Source organism: Salipiger sp. ABF4_146, assembly GCF_056161345.1.
Genome location: NZ_JBSWYX010000004.1, coordinates 250,939 through 267,943, shown reverse-complemented (window position 1 = coordinate 267,943; position 17,005 = coordinate 250,939). Strand labels below are relative to the sequence as shown.

Annotated in this window: 16 protein-coding genes; 10 read left to right on the top strand and 6 right to left on the bottom strand. The window is 66.1% G+C overall.

Features of this window, described 5'->3' with window-relative positions; translation table 11 throughout:
• Window positions 1-7: 7 nt before the first annotated feature.
• The 4 genes from ACXAJT_RS08365 to ACXAJT_RS08350 all read right to left on the bottom strand — a co-directional run bounded on the left by ACXAJT_RS08365 (window position 8) and on the right by ACXAJT_RS08350 (window position 5,775).
• Window positions 8-964, bottom strand: a complete 957-nt coding sequence (locus tag ACXAJT_RS08365; protein WP_475234479.1) for a calcium/sodium antiporter — start codon at window positions 962-964, stop codon at window positions 8-10.
• 182 nt (window positions 965-1,146) lie between these two features.
• Window positions 1,147-1,944 (bottom strand): S49 family peptidase, encoded by a 798-nt coding sequence (locus ACXAJT_RS08360; RefSeq protein ID WP_475234478.1) that lies wholly within the window; start codon window positions 1,942-1,944, stop codon window positions 1,147-1,149.
• Window positions 1,945-2,211: 267 nt separating this feature from the next.
• Window positions 2,212-3,027, bottom strand: coding sequence for a meso-2,3-butanediol dehydrogenase (gene budC, locus ACXAJT_RS08355; protein ID WP_475234476.1), 816 nt, complete (start codon window positions 3,025-3,027; stop codon window positions 2,212-2,214).
• Between the two features lie 231 nt (window positions 3,028-3,258).
• Window positions 3,259-5,775: a hypothetical protein gene (locus ACXAJT_RS08350; RefSeq protein ID WP_475234473.1), complete on the bottom strand. Its 2,517-nt coding sequence runs from the start codon at window positions 5,773-5,775 to the stop codon at window positions 3,259-3,261.
• Between the two features lie 140 nt (window positions 5,776-5,915).
• On the opposite strand from ACXAJT_RS08350, the gene ACXAJT_RS08345 reads away from it, so the two are divergent.
• On the top strand, window positions 5,916-6,614 hold the full coding sequence (locus ACXAJT_RS08345; RefSeq protein ID WP_475234471.1) for a thiamine diphosphokinase: 699 nt from the start codon (window positions 5,916-5,918) through the stop codon (window positions 6,612-6,614).
• Here ACXAJT_RS08345 and ACXAJT_RS08340 read toward each other — a convergent pair.
• Window positions 6,535-7,476: a DMT family transporter gene (locus ACXAJT_RS08340; protein ID WP_475234470.1), complete on the bottom strand. Its 942-nt coding sequence runs from the start codon at window positions 7,474-7,476 to the stop codon at window positions 6,535-6,537. The genes ACXAJT_RS08345 and ACXAJT_RS08340 overlap by 80 nt on opposite strands.
• Window positions 7,477-7,788: 312 nt before the next feature.
• On the opposite strand from ACXAJT_RS08340, the gene secG reads away from it, so the two are divergent.
• Both secG and ACXAJT_RS08330 read left to right on the top strand, forming a co-directional pair.
• Window positions 7,789-8,178 carry a preprotein translocase subunit SecG gene (secG, locus tag ACXAJT_RS08335; RefSeq protein ID WP_475234469.1) on the top strand — a complete coding sequence of 130 codons (390 nt, stop codon included), beginning with the start codon at window positions 7,789-7,791 and terminating at the stop codon, window positions 8,176-8,178.
• A gap of 170 nt (window positions 8,179-8,348) precedes the next feature.
• Window positions 8,349-9,992 (top strand): CTP synthase, encoded by a 1,644-nt coding sequence (locus ACXAJT_RS08330; protein WP_475234467.1) that lies wholly within the window; start codon window positions 8,349-8,351, stop codon window positions 9,990-9,992.
• A gap of 88 nt (window positions 9,993-10,080) precedes the next feature.
• Here the strand turns inward: ACXAJT_RS08330 and ACXAJT_RS08325 are convergent, their stop codons facing one another.
• The gene (locus ACXAJT_RS08325; protein WP_475234466.1) at window positions 10,081-11,208 is read right to left on the bottom strand and encodes an acyltransferase family protein; all 1,128 of its coding nucleotides are present in this window, start codon (window positions 11,206-11,208) and stop codon (window positions 10,081-10,083) included.
• 318 nt (window positions 11,209-11,526) lie between these two features.
• On the opposite strand from ACXAJT_RS08325, the gene rlmJ reads away from it, so the two are divergent.
• From rlmJ to ACXAJT_RS08290, 7 genes are all read left to right on the top strand, one after another.
• Window positions 11,527-12,315: a 23S rRNA (adenine(2030)-N(6))-methyltransferase RlmJ gene (gene rlmJ, locus ACXAJT_RS08320; RefSeq protein WP_475234465.1), complete on the top strand. Its 789-nt coding sequence runs from the start codon at window positions 11,527-11,529 to the stop codon at window positions 12,313-12,315.
• A gap of 123 nt (window positions 12,316-12,438) precedes the next feature.
• Window positions 12,439-12,870: a tellurite resistance TerB family protein gene (locus ACXAJT_RS08315; RefSeq protein WP_475234464.1), complete on the top strand. Its 432-nt coding sequence runs from the start codon at window positions 12,439-12,441 to the stop codon at window positions 12,868-12,870.
• Between the two features lie 151 nt (window positions 12,871-13,021).
• Window positions 13,022-13,462, top strand: coding sequence for a tellurite resistance TerB family protein (locus ACXAJT_RS08310; RefSeq protein ID WP_475234463.1), 441 nt, complete (start codon window positions 13,022-13,024; stop codon window positions 13,460-13,462).
• 146 nt (window positions 13,463-13,608) lie between these two features.
• On the top strand, window positions 13,609-14,397 hold the full coding sequence (locus tag ACXAJT_RS08305; RefSeq protein ID WP_475234462.1) for an ABC transporter ATP-binding protein: 789 nt from the start codon (window positions 13,609-13,611) through the stop codon (window positions 14,395-14,397).
• Window positions 14,398-14,446: 49 nt separating this feature from the next.
• Complete coding sequence (locus ACXAJT_RS08300; protein WP_475234461.1) at window positions 14,447-15,172, top strand: transporter substrate-binding domain-containing protein; 726 nt, start codon at window positions 14,447-14,449, stop codon at window positions 15,170-15,172.
• 135 nt (window positions 15,173-15,307) lie between these two features.
• On the top strand, window positions 15,308-16,138 hold the full coding sequence (locus ACXAJT_RS08295) for an ABC transporter permease (RefSeq protein WP_475234460.1): 831 nt from the start codon (window positions 15,308-15,310) through the stop codon (window positions 16,136-16,138).
• Window positions 16,135-16,944, top strand: coding sequence for an ABC transporter permease (locus ACXAJT_RS08290; protein WP_475234459.1), 810 nt, complete (start codon window positions 16,135-16,137; stop codon window positions 16,942-16,944). Before ACXAJT_RS08295 ends, ACXAJT_RS08290 begins: the two co-directional genes overlap by 4 nt.
• Window positions 16,945-17,005: the final 61 nt, after the last annotated feature.

Sequence of the window (17,005 nt, the reverse complement as noted above, 5' to 3'; positions counted from 1 at the left end):
AAACCGATCAGACCAATACGTAGCTGACATAGCCGATGTAGAGCGCCGACAGCACCACGCCCCAGACCCGGCCGATGTCGCGCTTCAGGAACACGAAGGGCACGAGGATCACCGACGCGGCAAGCATCACCCAAAGGTCGAAGCGCAGGAACTGCGGATCCACGGGCATCGGCTTGACCAACGCCGCCACACCGATCACCGCCAGCAGGTTGAACACATTCGACCCGATAACATTCCCCAGCGCCACATCCGCCTGCCGCCGGATCGCCGCCATCACCGTCGTAGCCAGTTCCGGCAGCGAGGTGCCAAGCGCCACCAGCGTCAGGCCGATCACCGTGTCGGGCACGCCGAACATGGCGGCGATCTCGGTGGCGCTGTCGATCAGCAGGTTGGCGCCCACCGGCAGGCCGACCAGACCCAGCACCAGATAGAACGCGATCTTCCAGCCCGGCATGTCGGGATCAGCACCCTCGGGCTCTTCGAGATCTTCGAGTTCGGCATTGGCCTTGCCGTTCCTGCGGTGGCTCAGCGCATCGCGCACCGAATCCCACAAGATCAGCGCTATGGCGCCAAGCAGGACCAGACCCGCGATCCAGTCAAAGACGCCGCGGAAGGCCAGCGCGATGAACAGCAGCGTGGCGCCCATCATCACCAGATAGCTCTTGCGGGTGTCATGCGTGGAGGTGTGCAGCGCGGTGATCAGCGCCGGCACGCCCAGCACCAGCAGAACATTGGCGGTGTTCGAGCCCACGACATTGCCCAGTGCGATGCCCGGCACCCCGTCGAGCGCCGCTTGGATCGAGATCAGCAGTTCTGGCGCAGAGGTGCCGAAGGCGACGATAGTGAGGCTGACGATCAGCGCCGGGATCCCCATGCGCAGGGACAGATTCACCGCCCCCTTGACCAGCGCATCCCCTGCCAGAAGCAGGATCACCAGGCCGAGGGCCGCGTAGACAAAAACCATGTCAGACCTTTCGTTCGCCGCAGGAGCAAGGCCCCTTACCGATCTTGTGCCGACCGCAGCGCGGACATTTCTTTCCCGCCTCGCGGCGGCTCAATCGACCGATCCTTGGCATGCGCAGCTTGCCGAAGATGCCCAGCACCGCGATGACCACGAGGAAGAGTGCGACAATCTTTGCAAGCATGTCAGAGCCCGAAGCGCGCGTAGCTCGCGCGCTCCTCGACCAGCCCCAGCGTCTCTTCGGCCAAGCTCAGCCCCAGCTTCGGGATCAGCCGCTTCTTTACGCCGTAGCGGCGGAATTTCACCTTGTCGCCAAACCGCGCCTTCATGCCCGGCACCAGATGCGCCGTGCCGTCGGCCAGCCCGACGTCGACCGCCGACCGACCGATCCAGATCTCTCCGGTATAAAGGTCGGGATCATTGCTCAGCTTGCCGCCGCGCCGCGCCTTGACCTGCGCGATGAACGTCTCGTGCAATTGGCCGAGCATCCGGTCGAGCCGCGCCACATCCTCTTCGGATTCCGGGCGGAACGGATCGAGCATGCTTTTCGACTGTCCAGCGGTGTGCACGCGCCGTTCAATGCCCTGGCGGCTGAGGAAGACATGCGCGCCGAACCCCGCCGAGATCACCCCGATCGAGCCAAGGATGGAACTCTCGTCGGCAAAGATTTCGTCCGCCGCCGAGGCAATCCAATAGCCGCCCGAGGCGGCGACGTCCTCGACGAAAGCGTAGACCGGCACTTTGGTCTCTTCCGACAGGCGGCGGATGCGCGCGCCGATCAGCGAGCTTTGCACCGGCGAGCCGCCGGGCGAATTGATCTCCAGCGCCACCGCTTTGGGCTTGCCGCGCCGAAAGGCGCGCTCCAGCACCGGCGCCAGCGTGGTGTCGTTGAGACTGCCCCGCCCCGCCATGCCAATGGCGCCCTGCAGACGCACGACCGAGACGAGAGGCTTTGATTTCACGAAAGGGATCCGGCTTTTCATGCCGGAGATGTAGACACGCCCCGGCGCGACGACAAGGCGAGGCGGAAAAGAACTCTCGCGTGATGCAGCGCCGCGTGGCGGCAGTTGCGAAAACGGGCCGGCGCTCGGTCGACACTGCCCCGCCCCATGACCACCAAAGCCAGTGCCTCGCGACGAACAAGGGCAGGACGCAGCACGCCCTGCCCTTCTTCTCTTTCCAAATACGCAGGCCTCCGCCGGAACCGCCGTCTCGGCACGGGTCCCGAGCGCCTTCGCCGCGATGGCGCGTCAGGCCTGTGGCGGTTGACCGTTCGAGGCCGACAGGCCACCGTCCACTGCAAGGTTCACGCCATTGATGAAGCACGCATCGCGCGATGCGAGAAAGCAGATCGCCGCCGCCACGTCTTCGGGCTCGCCGGGGCGGCCCAGCGGCAGGCGCTCCATGAATTTCTCCAGCAGGTCGGGGTTGTCGAAGATATCCTCCGTCAGCGCCGAGCGCGTGACCGACGGGTTCACCGCGTTGACCCGCACGCCGCTTTCGCGCGCGTCCAGCGCCAGCGCATGGGTGAGGTTGGTGACACCACCCTTCGCGGCATTATAGGCGAACATGTTCCAATCGCCGCCGGTGCCCGACACCGACGAGGTGTTGACCACATTGCCGCCCGCCTTGCGCAGGTGCGGCCAAGCGGCGCGGGTGACCATGTAAAGCCCGGTCAGGTCGGTATCGATCACCTTGTCCCAGCTCTCGCGATCAACCTCCTCGATGCTGCCCGCGACGGCGGTCCCGGCGTTGTTGACCAGCACGTCGATGGCGCCGAAATGCGCCACCGTCTCGGCAGAGATGCGCTTGGCATCCTCCTCCTGCGAGACGTCGGCGCTGATCTTCAGCACCCGCGCCTCGGGCAGCCCTTCCGCGGCTTCGGCAAGGTCGTCGGCATTGCGGGCCACCATGGCGACATTGGCGCCTTCGAGCACAAAGCGCCGCGCCGTCGCGCGGCCGATGCCGGTGCTGGCGCCCGTGACAATGACCGTACTGCCCTCGAAACGATCAAGCGTCTCATAGGGGGCGGCGGCGGTTGCGGGGTTCGCGACAATATCTTTCATCTCTAGCTCCGTTCTGTGGCGACGGCGCCGCAGCGTGGCGGCGCTGTGTTTCACAAACCCAACGGGCCAGCCCCCCTGCCCTGTTCCCCCGCTCACAGGCACATAGGCGTGAGGCACGCAAGACGTGAGGCGGGTCAGAGGGAAGCCCGCGCCGCGCCCGGATCGCCAAAAGCAAGGCGCCCCCGCGATGCATCGCGGGGGCGCCTTGAACGCCTCGTGCTGCGCGGCTTGTCAGCCTGCCGCGCGGGCCGAAGGCTTGAAGCTGATCCGCTCAGAGACGGTGAACCGCCCGCCGCCGGTCTTCTCGATCTTGCCGTCGCGCAGCAGCTGGCCAAAGCTGCGCAGCCGGTCCTCGCGGCTCGAGTCCTGCCCCTCGACCTGACGCACCTTGGTCATCAACTGCGGGCGCGAGAACTGCGTGCGGCCCTCGATATACGACAGGTAGGACGCCGCCGCCTCCAGAAGCTCGGGCAGATCATGCGCCCCGACGCTTTCGGCGTAGGCGGCGAAATCGCCCTGCGCGGCTGCGGGCGCCTGATCGTCGAGATCGGCCAGCGTAACCCGGCGCGGGCGCAGCGGAGCCTGCGGCGCATCGACGGTTTCGCTGACGCGCTGCTCGGCCACCAGTTTCAGCGGCGCGGGGCGCAGCGGCGCCTCGGCAGCGGGGCGCTCGGTGCCTGCCTGCGGGGCGGGCGCAGGACGGCGCGGGCGCACCACATCCGCCAGATCCTCGCGGTAGGGCTGCGCCTGCTCTTCGGCGTCTTTCTTGCGGCCCAGAAGCCGGTCGGCGCGGGTGGCCGCCACGGCCGCGCGCAGATGCGCGATGGCGCTGCGGCGACGGTTGCCCTCCGGCTCTTCGAGCTGGGTGTTGGTTTCATTGAGGATACGCGAGGTGTCATTGTCCTCGACGCTGGTCTCGGTCAGCATGACGCGGGCCGGGCTCGAAAGCTTCACCGCCTTGCGCACGTCCTGCTGCGCAACCGCGCTCAGTTCCTCTTCGAACTCCTCGTCATCGGTATCGTCCTGCATGGTGTCGAAGGCCGCGGCGAACTCCTCGGCGTCGGCAACATCATCGGCCAGATCATCGTCGTCGAAGTCCTCGGCGAACACGTCGTCCGCCTTGGTCGAGGAAGTCGGCGCGAGATCATCCTCGTCGTCGTCTTCGTCGTCCCAAGCGGTGTCGTCCCACGCGTCCTCGTCCCAATCCTCTTCCTCGACGCCCTCGGCCTCAAGCTCGTCGCCCAGCGCCTCGCCCAGCACATCATCTTCGAGACCTTCTTCGAACGCGTCTTCGGCCCAGACGCTCTCGCCCTCTGCCTCGAGATCGGCCAGCACGGCCTCTGCGGCCACCGGCGTCTCGGCCTCGCGCGCAGCAGCAGGTGCTGCAAGCTGGTCGAGGTCGTCGACATCATCCCACTCGTCTTCGACACCGGCGGCCAGTTCGGCCTTCACCGCTTCCAGCTCGCGCGCCAAATCCTGTTCGTCCTCGGCGCTGAGGCTGCTGGCAGACGGCTGCTCGCGCACTTCCTCCAGCGAGCCCGAGGCCACCGCCGCATCAAACGCCGCGCGGGTCACCTTGACCACCCGCACACGGCGCGGCTTGGCGGCTTTCGGCTCTTCCCCAGCCGCAACTGGAGCCTCTGCGACCGTCTCGGTCGGCGCTTCGGCGACGGGCTCCGCCACCTCATCCGCTTCCACGTCGTCGGTCTCTACGTCATCGAAACCGGCGTCTTCGAACGGGGCTTCCGGCGCCGCAGCGAAATCCTTGGTCAGCGCGAAGGGCGCGGCGGGGGCTTCGGGCTCCGCCTCGGCGATATCCTCTTCGCTCGGCGCATCCTCGGCCTGCCGCATGTCGTCGCGCAGGGCGGCAAGGTCGATCTGATCGTCCTCGGGCTCAAGCTCTGCCGTGCCCTCGTCGCCCCGCCGTGCGGGCGCGGTGTCGGGCGTGTCTGCGGCCAGCGTGCCCAGAACCGCAGAGACCGACGCAATCGTCTCGCCGCCGTCCTGATCCTCGCTCAGATCGGGCGCCGCAGCAGCAACGCCGCCGCCCGACACCACCGCGCGGATGCGGCGCAGCTTGGCCGCGACGCTGTCCTCGGAGAGCGGCTGCGCGTCCGCCTGCGGCACAGCACGCGGCGTCACCGGCGCGGCGCCAAGCGCCTCGTCGTCGTAATCATCTTCGAACGCATCGCGGTCCGCGACATCGGATTCGGCTGCAAAGAAGGCGGCCTCTGCCGACAAGCTGTCGTCGCCATCCGCCTGCAGCGCCGCGTCCGCCGCGGCACGCTCGGCCTGCTGGCGAGCCTCTTCCGCCTCTTGCTCTGCGGCCTCGGCAGCGGCGCGTTCGGCGGCCTCCGCCAGCGCCTTCTCCATGCCCCGCTCGGCGTCGGGCCCGACAACCTCTGCCGCAGCCTGCGCCGCGGCAACACCCTGCGGCGCGGTTTCGGTCTTGCCGGGCTGTTCCGCCTGACCGGGCTGCTCTGCCGCGGGCATCGCAGCATCCGCCAGCGGCCCACGCAGCACCAAGCGACCGCTTTGCGCCTCGGCGCTGATCTGCGCCTGCATCAACTGCGCCGCAAGCTCAGGGTCAAATTGCGGCGGCTCGGCGCCGAAGAAGCGGTCCTCGCGCACCACTCCCCGGAAGAAATTCGTGCTCTCCTTGACCACCGCGAGGGGATCCTCGAAGCCTTCTGCCGTACAGGAGAAGGTGCCGTAGGAGACCGTCAGTATCTTGCTGGAACTCACCATGTGCCGCTCACTCTTTCACTCGATCTGCAACAGTCTGTTTACCAAACACTAGGAGACGAAAGCTGACCGAATCTGCGGTTTTCACCGTATCATTTCATGACCAAATTGTGGTCATTTTCGCAAAAGGCCACTAAAAAGCCATGAACTCCGCGCCATCCGAACTCATCACCTCTGACGCCCCCGTGCTTCTGACCGGCGGCGGAGACTGCCCTCCGCGCCTTCTCACACCTCTTCTGGCCGAGACCCCGCTTCGCGTGGCCGCCGATGGCGGCGCGGCGGCGTTGCTGGCCGCCGGGGTGACGCCGGACGCGGTGATCGGCGATCTCGACTCGCTGGACGCATCCGCCCGCGCCGCGATCCCGGCCGAGCGAATCCACACTATCACCGAACAAGACAGCACGGATTTCGACAAATGCCTGCGCAACATCGCGGCGCCCCTGGTCTATGCCGCAGGGTTCCTCGGGGCGCGGCTCGATCACCAGTTGGCGGCGATGACGGTGCTGGTGCGGCACCCCGACCGGCCTTGCCTGCTGGTCGGACAAGACGACGTGGTGGCGCTCTGCCCGCCGCGGCTGGCGCTGGATTTGCCTGTCGGCTGTCGGCTGTCGCTTTACCCGATGGCCGACTGCGGCGGCACGAGCACCGGGTTGCGCTGGCCGATCGACGGCCTGCGTTTTGCACCCGACGGCATCACCGGCACGTCGAACGAAACCGATGCCCCCCACGTCGACATCTCCATCGACGCGCCGAAGATGCTGATCATTCTGCCGGCGCAGCATCTTGTGCCGCTGGCGCGCGCGCTGCAGCAAGCTGGCGCGCGATGGCCCGCTCGCGCATGAGAATATAAAGCCCCGAGGCGACGGTGATGCAGATGCCCACGGTCGCCAGACCATCCGGCAGATCGCTCCAGATCAGGAAGCCGATGAGCGTGGCAAAGGGAATCTCAAGATACTGCATGGGCGCCAGCGTCGCTCCCGGCGCAAAGCGCAGCGACCACGTCATCAACAGATGCGCCAGCGTGCCCAGCAGCCCGATCGCAAGGACCAGCCCCCAGACCGTCGCGCCGCCATCGCTCCACGCCAGCGTGGGCAGCATCGGGCCGGGCGCAATCATCAGCACCGGCACAAGGATCAGAACCGCCATCCCGCCCGAAATCGTCTGCAGCGAAATCGCATCGGTCTCGCGCGCGATCTGACGGGTGACCAGCATGAACAGCGAGAAATTCAGCGCCACCCCAAGCGGCAGCAGCGCCGGCCAGCCCACCTCGGCGAAGGCCGGTTGCACCACCAGCAGCGTGCCGACAAAGCCAACCCCGCAGGCCGCGAGGCGGCGCCAACCCACCTCCTCGCCCAGCACGTAATGCCCGAGCAGAAGCATGAAGAAGGGCATGACGAAGGCGATGGCCACCGCGTCGGCCAACGGCAGATGACGCAGCGCCGCGAACATCAGCCCGATGCCCAGCATGTGCAGCAATGTGCGCAGCACGGTCAGCCCAAGCACCCGCCGCCGCATCCGCCAGACCCGATGCGTCGCCAGCACCAGCGGCGCCAGCACCACCACCTGAATCGCAAAACGCAGCAGAAGCAGCTGCCCGATCGACACTTTGTCGCCCAGCAGCTTGGCCGTGGCATCGCCCATCGGTGCGAGGATGCAAAACCCGAGCATCAAACAAATACCAAGAAGAGGGCGATCACCAACCATAGCGCGAAGGTTAGCGGCGCTTTTTCACCCAGACAAGAAAATCTGCAGCCCCTCGCCCCGGCTGCACCCGCGCCTGCGCCTCGCTCATGGGGATCGGCGTGCAGGCGCCCACGCTGCGCAAGACCGCGTATTTGCGGCACAATGAAGACCGTGCCTGCCCTGCGCCTGCCCTGCCCGGAGCGGCGCGCGACTGGCTTCCGGGCCGCACAGACCACCGCTCGGGGCTTTGGCGCCAAGAGCCGGGTTGCGTGTGCAGGCGCCTTGCCCTACACAGCGCCCGTTCAACACAGCCCGGAATGCCTGAGACGCCCTATGGAAAACGTGATCCTCATCGTGCACCTCCTCCTTGCGCTCGCGCTGATCGGCGTGGTGCTTCTGCAGCGTTCGGAAGGCGGCGGCCTTGGCATGGGCGGCGGCGGTGGCGGCGCCATGAGCCAGCGCGCCGCAGCCACGGCACTGGGCAAGGTCACTTGGGGGCTCGCCATTGCCTTCATCATCACCTCGATCACCCTGACGGTGCTCGCGGCGAGCGATGCAAGCGGCACCTCGGTCATGGACCGGCTCACCGGCGGCTCCTCCGCCGAAGAGAGCGACGGCTCCGCTCCGGCACCGCTCGACACCGACGGCCTGCTGCCGCCGCCGTCGGGCGATGCGGGCACCGACTCGGGCGCCGACGCGCCGATGGTTCCCAGCGCGGACTAAGATCCGCCAGACTAACAACAGCTTGAGGGCCGCCTGTCAGCCGCAACAGCATCTTGCGGTTGGCTAGACAGTGCGGCCCGAATCCTTTATACGTGGACCCCCGTGATGCTGCGGCCTTCGGGCCGTGGGTGTCCTCCATTATTGACGCAAATCACGGGGTCGCGCTGCCAATGGCACGTTTCATCTTCATCACCGGCGGTGTCGTTTCTTCGCTCGGCAAGGGTCTGGCTTCCGCGGCGCTTGGCGCGCTGCTGCAGGCGCGGGGCTTCTCGGTCCGTCTGCGCAAGCTCGATCCGTATCTCAACGTCGATCCGGGCACCATGAGCCCGTTCGAGCACGGCGAGGTCTTCGTGACCGACGACGGGGCCGAAACCGACCTCGACCTTGGCCACTACGAACGCTTCACCGGCGTTCCCGCGCGCAAGACCGATTCCATCTCCTCGGGCCGCATCTACACCAACGTGCTCGAGAAAGAGCGCCGCGGCGACTACCTCGGCAAGACCATTCAGGTCATTCCGCACGTCACCAACGAGATCAAAGACTTCATCTCGATCGGCGAGGATGAGGTGGACTTCATGCTCTGCGAGATCGGCGGCACCGTCGGCGACATCGAGGGCCTGCCGTTCTTCGAAGCGATCCGCCAGTTCAGCCAGGACAAGCCGCGCGGCCAGTGCGTGTTCATGCACCTGACGCTGCTGCCGTGGATCAAGGCCTCGGGCGAGCTGAAGACCAAGCCCACCCAGCACTCGGTGAAGGAACTGCGCTCGATCGGCCTCGCGCCCGACATCCTCGTGTGCCGCTCCGAGGGACCGATTCCCCAGAAGGAACGCGAGAAGCTGGCGCTGTTCTGCAACGTCCGCCCCGAAAGCGTGATCGCCGCGCAGGACCTGCCGTCGATCTACGACGCGCCGCTGGCCTATCACCGCGAAGGGCTCGATCAGGCGGTGCTCGACGCCTTCGGCATCACCCCCGCCCCGCGCCCCGTGCTCGACAAGTGGGAAGACGTGTCGGAACGCATCCACAACCCCGAGGGCGAGGTGAACGTCGCCATCGTCGGCAAGTACACCCAGCTCGAAGACGCCTATAAGTCGATCGCCGAAGCGCTCACCCACGGCGGCATGGCGAACCGGGTGAAGGTCAACGTTAACTGGGTCGACGCCGAGCTGTTCGATCAGGAAGATCCGGCGCCGCATCTGGAAGGCTTCGATGCGATCCTCGTGCCCGGCGGCTTTGGCGAGCGCGGCACCGAGGGCAAGATCAAGGCGGCGCAATTCGCCCGTGAACACAAGGTCCCCTACCTCGGCATCTGCCTCGGCATGCAGATGGCGGTCATCGAAGCGGCGCGCAACGTCGCCGGTGTGGCCAAGGCGGGCTCGGAAGAGTTCGACCACGAGAAGGGCGAAAAGCGCTTCGAGCCGGTGGTCTATCACCTCAAGGAATGGGTGCAGGGCAATCAGCGCGTCAACCGCTCGGTCAGCGACGACAAGGGCGGCACCATGCGCCTCGGCGCCTATGACGCGGTGCTGACCGAAGGCTCGAAAGTGGCCGAGGTCTACGGCACCAACGCCATCGACGAGCGTCACCGCCACCGCTACGAGGTCGACATCAAGTACCGCGAAGCGCTGGAACAAGGTGGCCTGTGCTTCTCCGGCATGTCGCCCGACGGACGCCTGCCCGAAATCGTCGAATGGCCGGATCACCCGTGGTTCATCGGCGTGCAGTTCCACCCCGAACTGAAGTCGAAACCTTTCGATCCGCACCCCTTGTTCAAGGACTTCGTGCGCGCCGCGAAGGACGTCTCGCGACTGGTCTGAGCCGTCGCAGCATTCTGATTTGGCAAGGCCCGGACAAACGTCCGGGCCTTGGTCTTTTTGCGGGTTGCGGCCACGCCGCTCTGGCCGATCAGCGCGCGGCCCCGCCCCGCGCCAGTACCGGCATGGTCTCCACGGCCCAGCCTTCCAGCGCAAAGATGTGGCGGCGCAGTTTCAGCGCCGGGCGTTCGACCAGCACCCACGACAGATGCGCCACCAATGCGCTCAGCGGCAGCGAAACCAGCGTGATCCAGTACCACTCGCGCAGCCCCGGCAGCGCGTAGGCCACCACCTGCTCGATGATGAAGTGATAAAGGAAGATGCCATAGCTCAGATCCGCGCGCTTCAGCAGACCCAGACGCGGCGCGTTGAGGATCCCCAGCCCCACGGTCACGTAAGAGATCGCAAAAATCCCCACGTATTGGCCAAGCCCGCTGAGGCTGAAGCCAACAACCGCGATCACCGCGCAGGCAGCGACATAGCCCGCCCGCATGCGGACCACGTCGCGCCACGCATGCAGGCAGGTGCCGCAGACGAAGGCCAGCACCAGCGCACGCCCGGTGACCGTGCCGTCCCAGCCATCGAACCGCCAGCCCGTGTTGAGCCCCAGCTTGACCACCGAGAGTGTCAAAAAGGCCAGCAGGCCCAGCAGCAGCACCCGGCGGTCCCGCCGCGCGCCCAGCACCGCCAGAATGCCCAGCCCGATGTAGCAGTAAAGCTCGTAGGGCACGGTCCACAGCTGGCCGTTGGCCATGCCTTCCTGCGGGTTTCCGGCAAACGCGCCGGGCAGGAAGATCGAGTCGTTGCTGACATGCCCCGTGGCATTCAGCAGGTAGCGCGCGAACTCTTCGGCGGCGAAATACTCGGGCCATGCCAGTGAGGTCACCAGCGGGCCCAGGACCACCGCCGACAGGATGACCTCCACCGCCAGCGCCGGGTAGATGCGGATGAACCGCAGCCCCATGAAGGAAAACAGCGTGCGGCAGCGATAAAGGCTGCCCGCCACCAGAAACCCCGAGAGGGCAAAGAACATCGGCAAGACGGTCATCGCCAGCCCGTCATTTGGGAAATGGCCCCAGATCATCTCCATGTAGTATTGCTGGCCGTAAGCGATATGCACACTGTGGATCGCCAGAACCAGCACCGACAGCAGCAGGCGCATATAGTCAAAGCCGCTGGGGCGGCCGTTGGCCGCCGTCATGAAATCCTCGATTGTCAAAAATCCGCTCCTCGGCGCGGCGCAGGCCGGTCGCGGGTCCAGCGGCGCGCATCCGTTTTTCAATAAATTCGTCCGATCAATGCGCGAAGCATCGCGCCTCTTCGGCCCTGCAGGCAAGTGCCAAGCACAGGCTGCGGCACTCGGACCGGGCGGATGCGCAAATTCGCGCCAAGGTTGTCCGGAATACGGCAGACCGCCGCCGCTTGGCTCGCCCGCCTCCGGCTCGACAGGCTGCGCCGCACCGGTTATCTGCAGCGGCATATGCATGGGTTGTGCATGCAATGTGCATCGCTTGTGCCCCCCGTTTCCGAGGCCCAGATGCTCTCTTACCAACACGCCTTCCACGCCGGGAATCTCGCCGATCTGCAAAAGCACGCGCTGCTTGCAGAACTGCTGGCTTACCTCACCAAGAAGGACAAGCCGCTCACCTACATCGAGACCCACGCCGGACGCGGCCTCTATGATCTGACCTCCGACGAGGCGGTAAAAACCGGCGAGGCAGCGCAGGGGATCGGCGCGCATGCGGGTGTCTTCGACGCTGATCACCCCTATCTTGCGGCGCTGGCCGAGGTGCGCCGCACCGAAGGGCCGAACGCCTATCCCGGCTCGCCCCTAATTGCGTCCAAGCTGCTGCGTTCGATGGATAAAATCCACCTCGCCGAGCTTCACCCGCAAGAGCATCAGGCGCTTACCCTCGCGCTGCGCGCGCCCAATGTGACGATCCACCGGCAGGACGGCTACGCGCTTGCCCAAAGCATCTGCCCGCCAGAGCCGCGGCGCGGCGTGTTGCTGGTCGACCCGCCCTATGAGCTTAAGCAGGACTACGTCGAGCTTCCGAAGTTCTTTCGTCAGATCAACAAGAAATGGAACGTCGGCGTGCTGGCGCTGTGGTACCCGATCCTCAGCTCGGCGGCGCATGTGCCTATGCTGGCGGCGCTCACCGAAGCCTTCCCCGACGCGCTCTGCCACGAGATCCGCTTCCCGCCGGTGCGCGAAAACCACCGGATGATCGGCTCGGGCATGTTCGTGGTGAACCCGCCGTGGGGACTGTCAGAGGCAGCAAAGACCCTCAGCGATCGGCTGCGTCGTGCCAAGGCGATCCGCTGACCGCGCAAACCCATTGCCCGCAGCCCAGAGCTGTCGCAGAGTAAGCTAGGCGACACACAGAAAACGGGACCGCAATGCACCGGTTCATGCATACGCGCGCCGACCCCGGCGAGCCCTGAGCCGATGGCGCGCGGTCTGAAATTCTGGATGGCGGCGCCCGAGGCGACACCGCTCGAACCCTGCGATGTACCGCTCGCGCTTGGGGCGCTCTTGCTGCGCGCCGCCGCCGAAGTGCAGAGCGGATCTCCCCTGCTCTGCGTGTCCGTGGTCGACGCGGTGCTCGCCCGGCGGCACGAGCTGACACCGCGCGAGGCGGCGGAAATGCGCGTCTCCTGTCAGGCCATCGCCGCCGCCGCCCCCGAGACCGCCAGCTTTGCGGCGCTGCTGTCACGCGCCGTAACCCACCGCGAGCGACTGGCCTTGGCGCATTGCCTCTACGAGGTCATCACCGACAGCGACGCCACACCGGCGGCCCGGCAGACCGCCCTGTGCCTGTCCGAGTATCTGCTGTTCATCACCCCGCACGATCTGACCTCAGACACCCGCGCCGGCTAGGTGCAGCCGCAGGAAGCCGGCACCATGCCGGCACCGGGCGCAATGCGGTATCGTCTTCCAGACAGGCGCAAAAACCGCCGGACACGGCTTCGTGCGCCCGGCACCCCGCTCTTGCGTTGGCGCGGCGCCAAGAGGCCGCTATATCTTCCCTATGTTTGCGGATTTTCTGAAACGGCTGGTCGATCCCGGCCCCGAGCGCCTGCCCGACGCCGATGCGCGGCTGGCGCTCTGTGCTTTGCTCGTGCGTGTGGCGCGGGCCGATGAAACCTACGACCAGTCCGAGCAGGAGCGGATCGACCGGATCGCCGCCACGCGCTATGGCCTGTCGCCCTTCGAGGCCAGCAAGCTGCGCCGCGAGGCCGAGGCGCTGGAGGCCGAAGCCCCCGACACGGTGCGTTTCACCCGCGCGATCAAGGACGCAGTGGCGTACGAGGACCGCATCGCGGTGATCGAGGCGCTGTGGCAGGTGGCGCTGGCCGACGGCAGCCGCGACGACGAAGAAGACGCTCTGCTGCGGCTGGTGTCCAACCTTCTGGGCATCAACGACAGGGATTCGGCGCTGGCCCGGCAACGGGTCGAAGCGGCGGGCTAACCCCCGCCGCCAGTGGCTGATTTACGGGCAGAGCCCCGGTTACGCCGCGCAAACACGCCGCAGATGGCTGTTTTGCGCATAGACAAACGGGCCGGTTTCCGCCCATTCTCGCCGCCAGATTTCGCAATTACCCAAGAAGGTTTGGCTTGACCGATCCAGCCCCCGCCCAAGCGCCCGTCATCGAGATCCGCGACCTGCACAAGGCCTATGGCGATCTTGAGGTCCTCAAGGGCGTGAGCATCACGGCCAAGCGCGGAGACGTGGTCTCTCTGATCGGCTCTTCGGGCTCGGGCAAGTCGACACTGCTGCGCTGCTGCAACCTGCTTGAAGACAGCCAGCAGGGCGAGATCGTGTTCAAGGGCGAGCCGGTGCGCTGGCATGGCACCGGCCACAGCCGCCGCCCGGCGGACCCCAAGCAGGTGCTGCGCATCCGCACCAACCTTTCCATGGTCTTCCAGCAGTTCAACCTGTGGGCCCATATGACCATCCTGCAGAACGTGATGGAAGCGCCGCTGACCGTGCTTGGCCGCCCGCGCGACGAGGTCGAGGCCGCCGCCCGGCGCTATCTCGACAAGGTCGGCATCGGCGACAAGGCCGACGCATGGCCGGCGCAGCTTTCGGGCGGCCAGCAGCAGCGCGCGGCGATTGCCCGCGGTCTGTGCATGGAGCCCGAGGCGCTGCTGTTCGACGAGCCGACCTCGGCGCTTGACCCCGAGCTCGAGCAGGAGGTGGTGAAGGTGATCAAGGACCTCGCCTCCGAGGGGCGTACGATGATCATCGTCACCCACGATATGAAGATGGCCCATGACGTGAGCGATCACGTGGTGTTCCTGCACCAAGGGCGCATCGAGGAAGAAGGCGCTCCGGCGGATCTGTTCGGCGCGCCAAAATCGGAACGGCTGCAGGGCTTCCTGCGGTCGACCAGCCATGTCTGACAGGCGGCCAAGAACCGCCATCTGACGCGTAAATCAGGGAGCAAGTTACATGAAATCCATTCTTCTCGGCACAGCCGCGCTGGCGCTCACCGCCACCGCCGCGCTGGCTCAGGACGTCGTGCGCCTCGGCACCGAGGGCGCCTACCCTCCGTATAACTTCATCAATGACGCCGGCGAGGTCGACGGTTTCGAGCGCGTGCTGGGCGACGAGCTGTGCACCCGCGCCGAAGTGACCTGCGAGTGGGTGACCAACGATTGGGATTCGATCATCCCCAACCTCGTGTCGGGCAACTACGACGCGATCATCGCCGGCATGTCGATCACCCCCGAGCGTGACGAAGTCGTCGACTTCACCCAGAACTACACGCCGCCCTCGCCCTCGGCCTTCGCCGCGATGAGCGACGGCATCGACCTCGAAACCGCGGTGATCGCCGCGCAGACCGGCACCATTCAGGCCGCGCATGTGGCCGGGATGGAAGGCGCCACTCTGGTCGAATACACGACCCCCGACGAGACCGTCGCGGCGATGCGCAGCGGCGAGGCCGACGCGGTGCTGTCCGACAAGGACTATCTGATCCCGGTGGTCGAAGAATCGGCAGACGTGATGTTCATCGGTGACGACGTGCCGCTTGGCGGCGGCATCGGCATGGCCTTCCGCGAAAGCGATCCGGAACTGCGCGCGCAGTTCGACGCCGCGATCCAGTCGATGAAGGACGATGGCACGCTCAACGAGCTGATCATCGAGCACCTGGGCGAAGACAGCCCGCGGTTCTGATCCGACCAGCTCCCTGCGTCCCGGCCTGCCGATCCGCGCGGCCGGGGCGCATCTCGGGCCGCCTAACCGCTCCGGAGAGTTCCCATTCTGACCGCCTGCGCCGATCCATCGTCCCTGTCGGGCCTGAGCTGGCTGATGTGCTACCTGACCACGGGCAAGCATATGGCCTTCTACACCTCGTTCGGCACCGTGCTGCTGCTGCTGGCGATCACCGCGCCGGTGGCGCTGGCCTTCGGCTTTGGCGGCGCCATGGCCGCCCGCTCGCCCTTCCCGCCGCTGTCGTGGTTCGGCAAGGGCTATATCGCGATCGTCCGCGGCGTGCCGGACATCGCGTTCTTCCTGTTTTTCGTCATCGCCCTCGACCAGTTCTTCGAATGGCTTCGCCACGAGGTGAAATGTCCCGACTGGGACCAGCCGATCCGGCAGGGCAACGACTTCGTGGTCTGCGACGAGGCCAAGCTGCCGCTGTCGACGGCGGCGCAATGGGTGCATGAAACCTACGGCTTCTCGCTGGCCGTTCTGACCTTCGCCATCGTCTTCGGCGCTTTCGCCGGCAACGTGCTCTTCGGCGCCATGCGCGCCGTGCCGCACGCCCAGCTTGAAACCGCCGAGGCCTATGGCATGACCCGCCGCCAGACCTTCTGGCGCATCCTCGTGCCGCAGATGTGGGTCTACGCCCTGCCCGGCCTGTCGAACCTGTGGATGGTGCTGATCAAGGCCACGCCGCTGCTGTTCCTGCTGGGGGTCGAGGACATCGTCTACTGGGCCCGCGAACTGGGCGGCTCAAAGACCGCGCGATTCACCGACTACCCGCATGGTGACTGGCGCGTCTGGTATTTTCTGGCACTGCTGGTCTTCTACCTCGCCTTCACCCGCGTGTCGGAGATCGTGCTGGGCCGGATCATGCAGCGCCTCACCCACGGGCAGGCCACCATGGGCGGCGAAGCACAGAGGAAGGCCTCATGAGCTGCTGGGAAACCATCGCCGACTACGGTCTGCGCTCGATCGGTATCGGCGAGCGGCTGCTGCCGCGCGACAATTTCACGCTGTGCCAGCAGTTCACGCTGATCGGCTCGGGCATGCTGTGGAACGTCTACTTCGGCATCGTCAGTCTGATCACCGGCTTCTGCCTCGCCACCGCGCTGGCAATGGGCAAGGCGTCAAAGATCACGCCGATCCGCAAGCTGGCGGAATGGGTGATCTTCGTGTTCCGCGGCTCGCCACTGTTCATCCAGTTCTTCTTCGCCTACTTCCTCTTTCTCAGCCTCAAGAGCGTCTCGCCGGTGTTCGACCCGCTGACCTCGGCATGGCTGGGCGCAGCGATCGTGCTGTTCTTCAACACCGCCGCCTACTCGGGAGAGATTTTCTACGGCGCGCTGCTGTCGGTGCCGAAAGGCGATGTCGAGGCCGCCGACGCCTATGGCTTCTCGGGCGTCCCGCGCTTTCGCCGCATCGTCTGGCCGACCATGCTGCGGCTGGCGTGGCCCGCCTATACCAACGAGGCGATCTTTCTGTTCCACGCCACGACGCTGGTGTTCTTCTCGGGATTTCCGGCGTGGCAGCAGCGGGGCGACGCGCTCTATTACGCGAATTACTTCGCCGACAAGACCTTCAACCCGTTTGTGCCCTACCCCATCCTCGCCGGCTATTTTATCGTGCTGACCCTCTGTATCGTCGGGGTCTTCGGACTGATCAACACGCGGCTGAACCGGCACCTACCCAAAGAGCGCCGCACCAAAGTTCGGATGCGCCCGCGCATGCTGATGCGCTGAGCCTTTGGGTCGCCCGATGCGCCACCTGCACCGGACGACCGCGGCCCTCGACGCAGACCAG

Excerpts from the sequence above, each read along its gene's own strand:
- rlmJ (WP_475234465.1), top strand. The coding sequence starts at position 11,527 with ATGCTCTCTTACCAACACGCCTTCCACGCCGGGAATCTCGCCGATCTG.
- ACXAJT_RS08300 (WP_475234461.1), top strand. The coding sequence starts at position 14,447 with ATGAAATCCATTCTTCTCGGCACAGCCGCGCTGGCGCTCACCGCCACC.
- ACXAJT_RS08360 (WP_475234478.1), bottom strand. The coding sequence starts at position 1,944 with ATGAAAAGCCGGATCCCTTTCGTGAAATCAAAGCCTCTCGTCTCGGTC.
- ACXAJT_RS08365 (WP_475234479.1), bottom strand. The coding sequence starts at position 964 with ATGGTTTTTGTCTACGCGGCCCTCGGCCTGGTGATCCTGCTTCTGGCA.
- ACXAJT_RS08290 (WP_475234459.1), top strand. The coding sequence starts at position 16,135 with ATGAGCTGCTGGGAAACCATCGCCGACTACGGTCTGCGCTCGATCGGT.
- ACXAJT_RS08330 (WP_475234467.1), top strand. The coding sequence starts at position 8,349 with ATGGCACGTTTCATCTTCATCACCGGCGGTGTCGTTTCTTCGCTCGGC.
- ACXAJT_RS08310 (WP_475234463.1), top strand. The coding sequence starts at position 13,022 with ATGTTTGCGGATTTTCTGAAACGGCTGGTCGATCCCGGCCCCGAGCGC.
- ACXAJT_RS08350 (WP_475234473.1), bottom strand. The coding sequence starts at position 5,775 with ATGGTGAGTTCCAGCAAGATACTGACGGTCTCCTACGGCACCTTCTCC.
- ACXAJT_RS08295 (WP_475234460.1), top strand. The coding sequence starts at position 15,308 with ATGTGCTACCTGACCACGGGCAAGCATATGGCCTTCTACACCTCGTTC.
- ACXAJT_RS08340 (WP_475234470.1), bottom strand. The coding sequence starts at position 7,476 with ATGGTTGGTGATCGCCCTCTTCTTGGTATTTGTTTGATGCTCGGGTTT.
- ACXAJT_RS08345 (WP_475234471.1), top strand. The coding sequence starts at position 5,916 with ATGAACTCCGCGCCATCCGAACTCATCACCTCTGACGCCCCCGTGCTT.
- secG (WP_475234469.1), top strand. The coding sequence starts at position 7,789 with ATGGAAAACGTGATCCTCATCGTGCACCTCCTCCTTGCGCTCGCGCTG.
- ACXAJT_RS08315 (WP_475234464.1), top strand. The coding sequence starts at position 12,439 with ATGGCGCGCGGTCTGAAATTCTGGATGGCGGCGCCCGAGGCGACACCG.
- budC (WP_475234476.1), bottom strand. The coding sequence starts at position 3,027 with ATGAAAGATATTGTCGCGAACCCCGCAACCGCCGCCGCCCCCTATGAG.